The following is a 13005-nucleotide window of genomic DNA, read 5'->3' as shown; positions in this document are numbered from 1 at the left end:
ATAGTACCTTTTATTTATCCGTATGTTGTAACTGCTCGGTAAGATTCTCGAGAGCTTTAATGCGCGCTTTAAAATCAGAAAGATTACGCAAATGGGCAATACTCTTGCGCCACTCTTTGTTGGTGGTATGTGGCATACCTGACGAGTACACTCCAGGCTTTGTGATGCCTTTAGTAACCATACTCATACCAGTAATCACAACGCCATCACACACCTCGTTGTGACCATTAATAGCTACCATGCCGCCAATTTGGCAGTACTTTCCGATTTTTACGCTTCCGGCAAGTACCGTACAACCAGCTATTGCAGTGCCATAACCTATTTCAACGTTATGTGCGATTTGAATTTGATTGTCGAGAATGACGTTATCGTGAATGATTGTATTGTCAATTGCCCCTCGGTCAATTGAAGTACATGCACCGACTTCAACGCGATCACCAACGATCACAGTACCAATCTGTGGAATTTTGACCCACTCACCTGATTCATTAGCGTAACCAAAGCCGTCACTGCCAATCACACTGCCTGATTGAAACAAACAATGTTCACCAATTTCTACTTCATGGTAAATTGTTACGTTGGCCCACAGCTTCGTTCCAGCACCAATACGTGCATGCTTTCCAATAAAACTGCCAGCGCCAATTTCAACATCATCACCAATCACAGCACCAGCTTCAATTACCGCATTCGCGGCAATTTTAACATTGTTGCCCAAAGAGGCACTTTCGTCTATCACGGCACTGCTGTGTATTGAACTCGCCGCGTTAGGCGTTGTATCCATATATTGCGCAAGTTTTGCGTAGGCCACATATGGGTTATCACAAATCAGTTTGTTACCCGAAAAATAAGCCGCATCTTCCGCTGATAAAATCACAGCGCCAGCTTGTGTTGATTCAAGCTGGCTGCGGTATTTTTTATTTGCCAAAAATGCGATGTCTTGATCTTTCGCATTTAGTAAAGTGGCAATTTTTACAATTGGCTGATCCGCATTCCCATCAAGGGTTGCACCTAAATGATCAGCCAGTTGCGACAACGTGTAGTGTTTAGTCATTACTTTTTGCTAACTGCTTCAACAATATCATCCGACAGATCGCTAACTTTATCAGGGTTGAAGTAGATTGTCGTTTCTTTTAGTCTAACTTCGTCAAACTTTCCTTTTTTAGCAACATTTTCAATTGCATCTAGGATCAGTTTTTGTATTTTTGCTAACTCTTGGTTTTGGCGCTGTTTAATTTCTTGCTCAAGCGGGCGACCCTTCTCAGCAAGCGTTTTTTGCATGCCTTGAATTTTGTCACGTAATGCTGTTTTTTGTTCTTCACTCATTGTCGCGCTTTCACGCTTAAACTTTTCAGCTTCAAAACGGATGTCACCTTGTAGTTTTTCAAGTTCTTGGCGACGCTCTGAGAATTCACTTTTCAAAGTTTGTTCAATTTTAGCCATTTGTGGCAACTGCGAGTAAACAGTCTGCATATCAACAATGCCCACTTTATGTGCAAATGCATTGATTGAATTACCCATTAATAACGCTGCTAAAATACCCATAGCAGAGGTTTTAAACATCTTTTTCACAATTAAACTCCTTAGAATGTATTACTGATGTTGAAGCTGATGTTCTTAGTATCATCATCTTCTTCTTTCTTCAGTGGATACGCAAAACTAATTAACATTGGTCCCATCGGTGAGATCCATTGAATAGACATACCGGTTGAAACCCTAAAGCGGCTCGGGTCAGAGAAATCTGATAGTTGATTATATTGATGCTCTGGTAGGTTTGCGTAGCGGTCTACGTCAAACTCAGTATCCCAAACGTTTGCTGCATCGACAAAGAAACTCGTTCTCACAGAACTTGTGTTTTCTTCATCTAGAAACGGTGTAGGCACAATCATTTCAGCACCAAATACGGCTTTGGCATTACCACCAATACGTCCAGCAGTAATCAATTGGTCGAACGCTGGATCGCCCCCAATAACATTACTATTTGAGCCATCTGGAAGTGGAGTACCTATAATAGACTGAGGTCTACGTTGTACTGCGAGTGGTAATATCGTATTTCGCTCAAAACCTCTCAATTCCATCTCAGTGATACGATAGAACTCTTGGAACGGAAGAACTTGGTCAAAGCCATTTTCCGAACCGTAGCCATTACCATATGCCAATGATGCTCTAGTTGAGAATACCCAGCGGTGATCATTACTTACTGGCCAATAAAAACGCGAATCGTAACTTAGCTTAAAGTAATTTAAATCTGAGTTCGGCGTCGTAATATTAAAGTTGGCGTTTTGACGAGAGCCATCTGTTGGGAACATACCACGGTTTACTGTAATACGTGACCAACCAATACCTAACTCATATTTAGTGAAATCATAACCACCATCTGGGTCATTTGGATCTTGGAAAGTTAGCCGAAGAACGCGCGTCTGTTCATAGTCAGCGATACGGTCAAGTTCTTCTTCAACCCAACGGAAACTAAAGTTCAAACGGTTAACCGGGTTAATTGGAATACCAAAATGCGTACCAATACCGTAACTACGAGAGTCGTAATCGATCAGGCCAATCTCAGAACCGTCAAATTTACTGAAAAAGACACTGCTACCTTGAGAAATACCATCTGGCGTGAAATACGGATCTGTATACGATACGCTGTAGCGTGTTGATGCCTTAGACGTATTTACGTTAAAAGCAACTTGGTCGCCAGAGCCTAAGAAGTTTGATTCACTCACACCGACATTAAACTGTAAGCCCGCGTAAGAGCCATACGCAACACCTGCTTGGAAACTTCCAGCAGGCTGTTCTTTAACGTTAAAATCTACATCTACTTGATCGTCTACACCTGGAATCGGTTTAACTTCAAAGTCCACGGTTTCCATGTACGGCAAACGTTGGATTTGTAACTTAGAACGTTCAAGGCTTTGATTAGATAGCCAAGCACCTTCAAGTTGTGTCATCTCTCTTCGAACAACGTGATCAGCTGTACTTTGGTTACCATTGACAAGAATACGACGAACATAAACACGCTTGCCCGGATCCACGGATAAGGTTAAATGCACTTCTTTGTTTTCATCATCGATATCTGGGATAGTACGTACTTCCGCATTGGCATAACCAAAGCGCGCTAAGTAACTCTTGATGAACTCTTCCGATGAAGTAACCAATGAACCGTTATAAAGCTCACCAGATTTTAGTGGTATGACACTTTCAATCAACTCTTCACGACCAAGTAAATCACCGATAAAGTCAAACCCTTTAACTGTGTACTTTTCGCCTTCTGAGATGTTTGCTGTCACGTATACAGACTCACGCTCTGGACTGACAGAGACTTGTGTAGAGTCGATGTTAAATCTCAAATAGCCTCTATCTAAATAGTAACTACGGATCTTCTCCAAATCACCTTCGATAGTTTGTTTTTGATAACGATCGCTAGACAAGAACTTCCACCAAGGTAAATCTTGTTGAGATTCAACTAGACGCAATAATTGCTCGTCAGAAAATAGCTCATTACCAACAAGGTTAATCTGGCGTACAGAAGCTGCGTCCCCTTCATCAAACTCAAACTTGAGCTTAACTCGGTTACGTGGCAATTCGATGATGCTTACTTCCATTTTTGCATTGTATTTACCAATACTATGGAAGAACTCGATAAGGCCTTTTTCGATCCCATCGATAACCGTTCTATCTAGTGTTTCGCCTGTTCGAATGTCTTTACCATCCAAACTTTCCTGCAGCTGTTCATCTTTTATGTCTTTGTTGCCATCAAATTCAATTGAAGCGATGGTTGGACGCTCTTTCACCTTGAAAACAATTTGATTACCATCACGGTAAGCAGAAATATCGTCGAAATGCCCTGATGAAAACAGCGCCTTAATGGTTTTTGAAACCGTATAGTTATCAACTTCATCACCAACGTTAATTGGAATATGAGTCAAGGCTGCACCCAGTGCAACACGTTGTAACCCTTCAACTTTTAAATCTTCTACGATAAAGGAGTTTTGCCCTAGAGCAGCAAAACTAGCGCCAAGTAAACTCGTTACAGCTAAATGTTTTTTTATAGGCATTTTGTTATCTTTATCCTTTACAGCTTACGGCGAACTACGCGCCACGTGCGCTACCGCCCTTATTCTAAGAGCTTAGAGCCTCGATACATCATTAAACAGTGCAAAACAGGTCAGTGCCAGCAACATCATTGCTCCCAGCTTATAACCTAACTCTTGTGTCTTTTCAGAGACCGGTTTTTTTCGAATTAGTTCAATTAAGTAATACATCAAATGTCCACCATCCAACATCGGCAGTGGTAAAAGGTTAAAAACCCCTAAGTTGACGCTGATAAGAGCTAGAAAGCTCAAAAAGGCAACTAATCCATAACTAACACTGTCACCAGCCCCTACTGCAATTCCAACAGGCCCACTGATATTTTTCACAGAGACTTGACCTGTGATCAGATTGCCAATCATATCGAAGCTCAGCATTGTCAGGGCATAGGTTTTCTGAACGCCAAGCACGATACTATCGAACACACCATACTGTCTAGTCTCAATGTATCCAGAAGGCCAACTTTTCTGTCTAGGCACGACCCCTAAATACCCAATGGATGTCCCCGGTGAAGTTTCGCGAGCATCAGGTGTAATATTCAACGTCACTGTCTGTTTGTCTCTCAGTACAGTGAGCACACTTTGTTTGTTGGGTGATAACTGAACTAACTCGACAAATTGTGACCAGCTAGAAATTTGCTCTTGGTTAAACGATACAATCACATCGCCTACTTGCACGCCCGCTTTTTGAGCAGCAGAGTTTTCAGCTACCAGTGCTAACTCTGTTGTAATATCAGGCCGATATGGCGTTATACCGATTGAAGTCAACGGCGCGACATCCCGCTCATCTAACTTCCAACCATCGACATTGAGTGTTCTTATCGCTATTTGGCCTTGTTTATCTGTCACCTTAATATCTAGGCGTTGTTCACCCAGGCTTGATATCACAGCAAAGTTTACATCTTGCCAAGAGGTGACCTCTTCGTCTCCAATACGCTTTATGATATCTCCCGATTGCACGCCCGCTTGATAGGCAATTGAGTTTGGTACAATGGTACCTACCACAGGCTTTATATTCTGTACGCCGATGATATACATTATTGCTAACGCAAATATTGCAAATAGGAAATTAGCCAGTGGTCCAGCGGCTGCAACCGCCATTCTGGCATAGACAGACTTACTGTCTAAGGTGCGCGTGCGGTCGTGTTCTGCCATATCATCCACGCGGGAGTCCAACATTCTGACATAGCCCCCTAAGGGGATCATTGAAATGGCGTATTCTGTGCCGAGCTTGTCGTACCAAGTGACAAGAGGCTTACCAAAGCCTATTGAGAAACGTAGCACTTTCACACCGGCTTTTCTGGCAACCCAAAAGTGTCCATATTCATGTACCGCGACCAAAATACTGAGCGCAACAACAAAAGAACCAAGATTCCAGAAAAAATCAATCATTAGCGCATCTGCCTCATAACAAGTTCATTAGCACACCTGCGAGCCGCTGAATCTGCGTCCATGATCTCATCCAGTGAGTTCACATCTCTTTGTGCACTCATTGACAAAACTTGCTCATTAACTTTGAAAATGTCCATAAAGCCGATTTGTTTTTTCAAAAATGCTGCCACTGAAACTTCATTAGCGGCATTGAGCGTCGTCGTGGCGGCCTGACCTAGACGGCAAGCTTCTATTGCTAATTTTAAATTTGGATAGCGAGCGTAGTCAGGCTCGGTAAACGTAAAATCTTTCATGTCAGAGAAATCGAGGGGCTTTACACCCGCATCAATACGCTCAGGATAAGCTAACCCGTATGCAATAGGAGTTCGCATATCTGGTTGCCCCATTTGAGCGATAACAGAACCGTCTTGGTACTGTACCATTGAATGGATCATGCTCTGCGGATGGATCACGACCTCTATATCATCAGCCTGACAATCAAATAACCACTTGGCCTCAATAAACTCAAGACCCTTATTCATCATCGTAGCAGAATCGACGGAAATCTTTTGGCCCATAGACCAATTGGGATGAGCGACGGCTTCGGCGACCGTAACATCATCTAGTGTGTTAATATCACGGTTTAAGAAAGGTCCACCAGAGCCCGTTAAGAGTATTTTTCGTATTCCCAATGGCGCAAAATTGGTTTGAATACCTTGTTGCATTTGGCGAGGCATACACTGAAATATCGCATTGTGTTCACTGTCTATCGGTAGCAGTGTCGCACCGTGGCGCTTCACTTTATCCATAAACAGCTTGCCAGACATGACCAGTGATTCTTTGTTGGCCAGTAGTACTTTTTTGCCTGCCTCGACCGCTGCTAAAGTCGGTAGAAGCCCCGCAGCGCCAACAATGGCAGACATCACTATATCTACATCACTATGCGCGGAAACATCGCACATTGCTTGTGTGCCGCTAAGTACTTCGGTATCCACACCCTGCAAGCGCTCTTTCAAAGACAGAGCGGCGGGTTCGTCATGCATAACCACATATTTAGGTGTATGGAGTAAAACTTGCTGGTGAACCACATCGACGTTTTTGCCCGCAACAAGGGCAAAAACGTTAAATCGTTCTTTGTTTCGGCTTATTACATCTAGTGTTGATGTACCGATAGAGCCACTTGAACCGAGTATAACTACTTGCTCAGCCATTGACTTTGCTACGCTCATAACGTCACCGTCCACGCATAAAATAACGCGAATATAGGTGCAGCAGCTGTAAGGCTGTCTATACGATCTAAAATACCGCCGTGACCAGGCAAACAACTTCCCGAATCTTTCAACCCGGCTTCTCGTTTGAACATACTCTCAAGCAGATCACCAATTGCCGAAAATAGAGCGATAACGACGGTTAATAAACCGTACATTAACCAGTGTTTGTGCTCGATATCTGCGCAAAAACAAAAAATTAAAACAAACACTACAGCCGTAAGCAGGCCACCAATAAGCCCTTCGATTGTTTTGTTCGGGCTTACATTTGGCATTAGTTTTCTCTTGCCTAGATTTTTACCGGCAAAATAAGCGCCAATATCTGCACTCCAAACGATGCCAAGCACTACCATAATTAACACCGAACCTAACTGTTCAGACGAATGGTATTCTGCGCTTCTTAGTACATTCAAGGCTAGCCATAAAGGGATGAGTGTCAAAAAGCCTGCAATCCCAGGCATTACGATACCTTGACTCCAAGACTTAGCCATTTTTGGATATCGTAGCACGAGCAGTGTTGCAACAATCCACCACGCCGCAGCAAGGGTAAATATATAATTGGCATCCGCGACTAATTTATTCTCATGCCATAGGCTTTCAATTGGCCAATGAAAGTGCAGTGTCGCAATTAATACACCCGTTACAGCAACATAAGCCAACCGATACAGTGGCTTGGTGATACCCATTAGTGACGCCCATTCCCAAGCACCTAATAACACGATTGATGCAGCTATCACACTAAATAGGTTCAGTGGGGTATAAAATACTAAAATTAGCGCCAGCGGTGCGAGCACAGCTGACGTCATAATGCGTTGTTTTAACAAACTGTATACCTTTAACTTGTTGAATTGCTCTCGGCGAGTAGTTGTTTTATTTGTTCACCTGTGCAACCAAAGCGCCTTTCTCTAGAAATATAGCAAGCGATCGCTTCTGAGAAAGCTTCTTCGTCAAAATCAGGCCAAAGAGTCTCTGTAAAATACAGCTCTGCGTATGCTGCTTGCCAGAGCAAGAAATTGCTTATCCGGTAATCTCCTCCAGTACGGATGAGAAGGTCTAGTGGGCTTTGTTCAGCCATAGTTAGCTGTTTTGATAATGCTTCTTCAGTGATATCAGTTACATCCAACTCGCCATTTTTTACTTGCGATGCTAAAGATTGAGCTGCTGTGATGATATCCCATCGGCCTCCATAGTTTGCAGCAATATTTAATTGCAACCCAGAATTTTCAGCAGTCAATGCATGAGCGCTATGTACTTTATCTTGCAAGCTTTGAGGAAACTTTGATATATCGCCAATAATATTTAGCTTTACATTATTTTTATGTAACTTTTTTACTTCTTTACTCAAGACGAAAAGGAATAATTCCATCAAGGTACTGACTTCATCCTCAGGTCTACGCCAGTTTTCACTGCTAAATGCGAATAGAGTTAAAGACTCTATGCCTAATTTAGAGCAAAACTGTACAGCGCTGCGAACAGAGTCTACACCTTTTTTATGACCATAAGCTCTTGGGCGCTTTCGGGCTTGGGCCCAGCGTCCATTGCCATCCATAATTATGGCAACATGCTTTGGTAGTGATTGTTGAGAAATCGCGTCAGCGTTTAAAACCATAGTACTATTTTAAATAAAAAAAACGCCGCCTAGTATAGCGCAGTCGTCGCTGCAAACCTAATAAAATTCTTTATCTTCAAATTACAAAAAAACTGCTTAAATTTCACACCGAAACTTTATGAGTATGTAAATATCTTAAATCCGCAATAATTTTAACCTCTAAACATGAAAAAAGCCGCTATAAAGCGGCTCTTCATTTCAAGCAGTTGTAACTGGAATTAGATTTCCATCAGCTCAGCTTCTTTTGCACTTAACTGCGTGTCCATTTCTTTGATGTGCGTATCTGTGATCTTTTGGATTTGATCTTCAGCTTGACGCGCTTCATCTTCAGAAATTTCTTTGTCTTTTAACAGTGCTTTGATGTCACCATTCGCATCACGACGAATGTTACGAACCGCTACGCGGCCACCTTCCACTTCGCCACGAACAATTTTGATTAAATCTTTACGACGCTCTTCCGTAAGTGGAGGAAGCGGTACACGAATAACTGTACCTGCTGACATTGGGTTTAGGCCCAAATCAGAAGCCATAATCGCTTTTTCAACCGCTTGCGCTAATGACTTATCGAAGACATTGATAGCAAGTGTGCGTGAATCTTCAACAGTTACGTTCGCAACCTGGTTAAGTGGCGTATCTGCGCCGTAGTATGAAACTGAAATACCATCAAGTAGTGCAGGGTGAGCACGACCTGTGCGAATTTTTGATAGTTGGCTAGCCAGCGCCGCCACACTTTTTTTCATGCGCTCTTGAGCGTCTTTTTGGATATCATTAATCACAGTTGCAATCCTATTTTTACTGTTCCAACCTTTAACTAAATCATGCTATTTAGGTTGGGTTATTCTAAGAGAATGGGGCATCAAGCCCCATTCTCAATTGCTGTTTATTCCGCTGCTTTTTTCGACGTGATCAGGGTACCTTCATCTTCACCCATGATGACACGCTTCAAGGCACCCGGCTTGTTCATGTTAAATACGCTTAACGGCATATTGTGGTCACGAGCCAGAGTGAATGCAGCTAAATCCATTACTTTTAATTCTTTATCAATTATTTCGTCATGAGTAAGCTGGCTATACAAAGTTGCTTCAGGGTTCTTAACAGGGTCGTCACTGTAAACACCATCTACTTTCGTTGCTTTGATTACTGTGTCAGCTTCAATTTCAATGCCGCGTAAACACGCAGCTGAATCAGTGGTAAAGAATGGGTTGCCGGTACCTGCTGAAAAGATAACAACACGGCCTGATTTTAACAAGCTAATTGCCTCAGCCCAATTGTACGCATCACACACACCATTTAGTGGAATTGCAGACATCAAACGGGCATTAACGAACGCTCTGTGCAGTGCATCGCGCATCGCCAAGCCATTCATCACTGTCGCTAACATGCCCATATGGTCACCAACAACACGGTTCATACCCGCTTCCGCTAATGATCCGCCGCGTAAAAAGTTACCGCCGCCGATAACCAAACCCACTTCTACGTCGAGTTCTACAAGCTCTTTGATTTCTTGCGCCATACGATCCAATACTTTTGGATCAATACCAAAGCCTTCATCTCCCATTAAAGCTTCACCGCTTAATTTAAGAAGAACGCGTCTAAAAACAGGTTTTCGATTGATAGTCATAATTTCCGGGCCAAGTTAAAATTGAGACAAAAAATAACCGCGCTTATGATAGACATAAATGCGCGGTTATTTTAGAGAATTTTCTTCATTGACGCAAAAGCAAATCAACACTTTTATGTCAATAAGATTATTCTATTGCGATTATTCGCCTTTTGCAGCAGCGATTTGTGCAGCAACTTCAGCAGCGAAGTCTTCTTCTTTCTTCTCGATACCTTCACCAACTTCTAGGCGAATGAATGAAGAAACAGCAGCACCTTTCTCTTTAAGGTACTCACCTACAGACTTCTTAGGCTCCATGATGAAAGCTTGACCAGTAAGAGAGATCTCACCAGTGAACTTCTTCATGCGGCCAACAACCATTTTTTCTGCGATTTCAGCAGGCTTGCCTTCGTTCATAGCGATTTCAACCTGAACCGCTTTTTCTTTCTCTACAACGTCAGCTGGTACGTCTTCTGGGTTTAGGTAGTCAGGCTTAGAAGCAGCAACGTGCATTGCAACGTGCTTAAGCGTTTCTTCGTCAGCATCACCAGTTACAACAACACCGATACGGTCGCCGTGACGGTATGCAGATAGCTTGTCACCATCGATGTACTCAACGCGACGAACGTTGATGTTTTCACCGATTTTAGCAACTAGCGCAACACGTGTTTCTTCGAACTTTGCTTGAAGGTCAGCAATTGATGCTTTAGTAGCAACAGCGTCATCAAGAACAGTGTTAGCAAAACCTAGGAAGTTTTCGTCTTTAGCAACGAAGTCAGTTTGACAGTTAACTTCAAGAAGTGCAGCGAAACCTTCACCTTGCTTGATAAGGATTGTACCTTCAGCAGCGATGTTACCTGCTTTTTTAGCAGCTTTAGCAGCACCACTTTTACGCATGTTTTCGATAGCTAGATCGATGTCACCATTTGTTTCAGTTAGTGCTTTTTTACAATCCATCATGCCAGCGCCAGTACGCTCGCGAAGTTCTTTAACTAGGGCAGCAGTTACAGCCATTAGAATATCCTCAATTCTGAATTCGGTTTTTTGATAAGCGAATTACCGCTTGTAAAGAATATCAAGCCTTCATCACATTTGGATGAAGACTTGATGACAGCTAATTACTCAGCTTCTACGAAATCGTCGTTTTCTGCTTGAGCAACGATGTTGCTTTCACGACCTTCAGTGATAGCAGTTGCAACAGCGTTAGTGTAAAGCTGGATTGCGCGGATCGCATCGTCGTTACCTGGGATGATGAAATCAACACCATCTGGGTTTGAGTTAGTATCAACAACAGATACTACTGGAATACCTAGGTTGTTAGCTTCGCGGATAGCGATGTGCTCGTGGTCAGCATCGATTACGAAGATAGCGTCAGGTAGACCGCCCATATCTTTGATACCGCCAAGGCTCTTCTCAAGCTTTTCCATTTCACGCGTTTTCATTAGCGCTTCTTTCTTAGTAAGCTTCTCGAAAGTACCGTCTTGGCTTTGAGTCTCAAGGTCTTTAAGACGCTTGATTGATTGACGAACTGTTTTCCAGTTAGTCAACATACCACCTAACCAACGGTGATTTACGTAGAACTGCTCACTTGAGATAGCTGCTTCTTTAACTGCTTCACCAGCTGCGCGCTTAGTACCAACGAAAAGGATTTTACCTTTGTTAGATGCAACGTTTGATAAAAACTTAAGTGCATCGTTGAAAAGTGGAACTGTCTTTTCTAGGTTGATGATGTGAACGCGGTTACGTGCACCGAAGATGAACGGCTTCATCTTAGGGTTCCAGTAACGTGCTTGGTGACCGAAGTGAACACCAGCTTGAAGCATATCGCGCATTGAAACGTTTGCCATTGTATTTTCCTCTATTTTAGTAGGGTTAGGCCTCCACATATCCCATAGCACCAACATGCTTATTGCGTATCTTTAACCGATACAAACATGCACCCAAGTGTATGTGTCGATATGTGTGTGTGTTAAAATTAAATTTTGCTTGTCTTAAGTACAAACAACCTCAAGATCAAATCTAGAAGATTTATTTGTAAAAAGACGGCGCGCTTTATACCATATAAAATAAATTAACTCAATGATGAGAACAAAAATTGCTCGTCATTGCTTTGTAAAAATTATGACTTGGAGTCTCAATGAGTGCAGTGATTAAAACCCCTGAAGAAATCGAAAAAATGCGTGTTGCCGGTAGGTTAGCGGCTGAAGTATTGGAAATGATCGAAGAGTATGTGAAGCCTGGGGTTACCACAGACGAATTAAACACAATTTGTCATAATTACATTGTGGATGTTCAAGGCTGCATTCCTGCACCACTCAATTATCACGGATTTCCAAAGTCAATTTGTACCTCAGTTAACCATGTAATCTGTCACGGTATCCCAAATGAAAAGCCGCTTAAAGAAGGCGACATTATCAATATTGATGTCACAGTCATCAAAGACGGTTACCATGGCGATACGTCAAAAATGTTCTATGTCGGCAAGCCTAGTATTCAAGGTAAGCGTCTTAGCGAAATCACTCAAGAATCTCTTTACCTTGCAATTAAAATGGTAAAACCGGGTGTACGCCTCGGTGACATCGGTGCCGCAATTCAAAAATATGCTGAAGGTTTCAATTACTCTATCGTTCGTGAATATTGTGGTCACGGTATCGGCGCACAATTTCACGAAGACCCGCAAGTCATGCACTATGGCAAGCCCGGTACAGGCGAAACCTTAAAAGCCGGTATGTGTTTAACAATCGAGCCTATGGTTAATGCAGGCAAACGCCAGTGTAAATTGCTTAAAGACGATTGGACAGTCGTAACTAAAGACCGCAGTCTATCAGCACAGTGGGAGCACACATTGTTGGTGACTGACAACGGTGTTGAGATCCTAACCCACCGCAAAGACGACACCATAGATCGTATTATCGAACACGGATAATACAATGGTAGCTGCTTGCAAGTTCAAGCAGCTACCACAAACAAACGCTCTGAAAATTGGCATAATTTTAGGTAAAAATTACGCAATTAGAAGACTTATGAAATAAAACCGACAAAAACGCGCGCTCCCTGCTTCAAGTCATTCCA

At 42.6% G+C, this 13005-nt stretch carries 12 protein-coding genes; 1 reads left to right on the top strand and 11 read right to left on the bottom strand.

Features of this window, described 5'->3' with window-relative positions:
* Nucleotides 1-10: 10 nt before the first annotated feature.
* The 11 genes from lpxD to rpsB form a co-directional block, all read right to left on the bottom strand.
* Nucleotides 11-1051 (bottom strand): UDP-3-O-(3-hydroxymyristoyl)glucosamine N-acyltransferase, encoded by a 1041-nt coding sequence (gene lpxD / locus QNM18_RS25000; protein ID WP_284138737.1) that lies wholly within the window; start codon nt 1049-1051, stop codon nt 11-13.
* On the bottom strand, nt 1051-1569 hold the full coding sequence (locus tag QNM18_RS24995; protein ID WP_211010473.1) for an OmpH/Skp family outer membrane protein: 519 nt from the start codon (nt 1567-1569) through the stop codon (nt 1051-1053). The genes lpxD and QNM18_RS24995 overlap by 1 nt, the downstream gene beginning before the upstream one ends.
* An 11-nt stretch (nt 1570-1580) precedes the next feature.
* Nucleotides 1581-4052, bottom strand: a complete 2472-nt coding sequence (bamA, locus tag QNM18_RS24990; protein WP_211010472.1) for an outer membrane protein assembly factor BamA — start codon at nt 4050-4052, stop codon at nt 1581-1583.
* Between the two features lie 72 nt (nt 4053-4124).
* The gene (gene rseP / locus QNM18_RS24985) at nt 4125-5477 is read right to left on the bottom strand and encodes a sigma E protease regulator RseP (RefSeq protein ID WP_284138736.1); all 1353 of its coding nucleotides are present in this window, start codon (nt 5475-5477) and stop codon (nt 4125-4127) included.
* Nucleotides 5477-6667 carry a 1-deoxy-D-xylulose-5-phosphate reductoisomerase gene (gene ispC, locus QNM18_RS24980; protein WP_284138775.1) on the bottom strand — a complete coding sequence of 397 codons (1191 nt, stop codon included), beginning with the start codon at nt 6665-6667 and terminating at the stop codon, nt 5477-5479. The genes rseP and ispC overlap by 1 nt, the downstream gene beginning before the upstream one ends.
* A gap of 14 nt (nt 6668-6681) precedes the next feature.
* The gene (locus tag QNM18_RS24975) at nt 6682-7548 is read right to left on the bottom strand and encodes a phosphatidate cytidylyltransferase (protein ID WP_211010468.1); all 867 of its coding nucleotides are present in this window, start codon (nt 7546-7548) and stop codon (nt 6682-6684) included.
* An 11-nt stretch (nt 7549-7559) separates the two neighbouring features.
* Complete coding sequence (locus QNM18_RS24970; protein WP_284138735.1) at nt 7560-8333, bottom strand: isoprenyl transferase; 774 nt, start codon at nt 8331-8333, stop codon at nt 7560-7562.
* A 218-nt stretch (nt 8334-8551) separates the two neighbouring features.
* The gene (gene frr, locus QNM18_RS24965) at nt 8552-9109 is read right to left on the bottom strand and encodes a ribosome recycling factor (RefSeq protein ID WP_211010466.1); all 558 of its coding nucleotides are present in this window, start codon (nt 9107-9109) and stop codon (nt 8552-8554) included.
* 104 nt (nt 9110-9213) lie between these two features.
* Nucleotides 9214-9954, bottom strand: coding sequence for a UMP kinase (pyrH, locus tag QNM18_RS24960; RefSeq protein ID WP_023401852.1), 741 nt, complete (start codon nt 9952-9954; stop codon nt 9214-9216).
* A 141-nt stretch (nt 9955-10095) separates the two neighbouring features.
* A complete protein-coding gene (gene tsf, locus QNM18_RS24955; protein WP_211010465.1) occupies nt 10096-10947 on the bottom strand; it encodes a translation elongation factor Ts in 852 nt (283 codons plus the stop codon).
* A gap of 104 nt (nt 10948-11051) precedes the next feature.
* Nucleotides 11052-11780, bottom strand: coding sequence for a 30S ribosomal protein S2 (gene rpsB, locus QNM18_RS24950; RefSeq protein ID WP_211010464.1), 729 nt, complete (start codon nt 11778-11780; stop codon nt 11052-11054).
* A 290-nt stretch (nt 11781-12070) separates the two neighbouring features.
* On the opposite strand from rpsB, the gene map reads away from it, so the two are divergent.
* A complete protein-coding gene (gene map, locus QNM18_RS24945) occupies nt 12071-12859 on the top strand; it encodes a type I methionyl aminopeptidase (RefSeq protein ID WP_023401849.1) in 789 nt (262 codons plus the stop codon).
* Nucleotides 12860-13005: the final 146 nt, after the last annotated feature.

This window comes from Pseudoalteromonas obscura (assembly GCF_030135505.1).
Lineage (GTDB): Bacteria > Pseudomonadota > Gammaproteobacteria > Enterobacterales > Alteromonadaceae > Pseudoalteromonas > Pseudoalteromonas obscura.
The sequence above is the reverse complement of the archived record's forward strand: the minus strand, read 5'-3'. Positions and strand labels throughout refer to the sequence as shown.